1 pseudogene is annotated in these 233 nt (G+C 40.8%); it reads left to right on the top strand.

Annotated elements, in window-relative coordinates:
* Window positions 1–233, top strand: a pseudogene (locus AAEY75_RS17255) (hypothetical protein); the annotation flags it as partial.

Genomic DNA, 233 nt, shown 5'->3' with positions numbered 1-233 from the left:
CATAATGAGCGGCAGTTTGTCATTGATAAGCTGATATCTGAAAGTATTCCAGAAGCCTTGCTTCATTACGAGCAGCTGCAACGTTTTAGTCCACATCGTACGAAGAATAATGTAGTACAGGGTAAAATGACTGCAGGCGATATGCTGACGGATTTGTTTTTAGAGATTGATTATGAGCTTGATGAATTGTTAGAAGAGCTGCATCAAACGGTGATGAATCGTCTGGCTTCAAC

The sequence above is a fragment of the Psychrobacter sp. TB55-MNA-CIBAN-0194 genome (genome assembly GCF_040309505.1).
Classification (GTDB): Bacteria; Pseudomonadota; Gammaproteobacteria; order Pseudomonadales; family Moraxellaceae; genus Psychrobacter; species Psychrobacter fozii.
The sequence above is the reverse complement of the archived record's forward strand: the minus strand, read 5'-3'. Positions and strand labels throughout refer to the sequence as shown.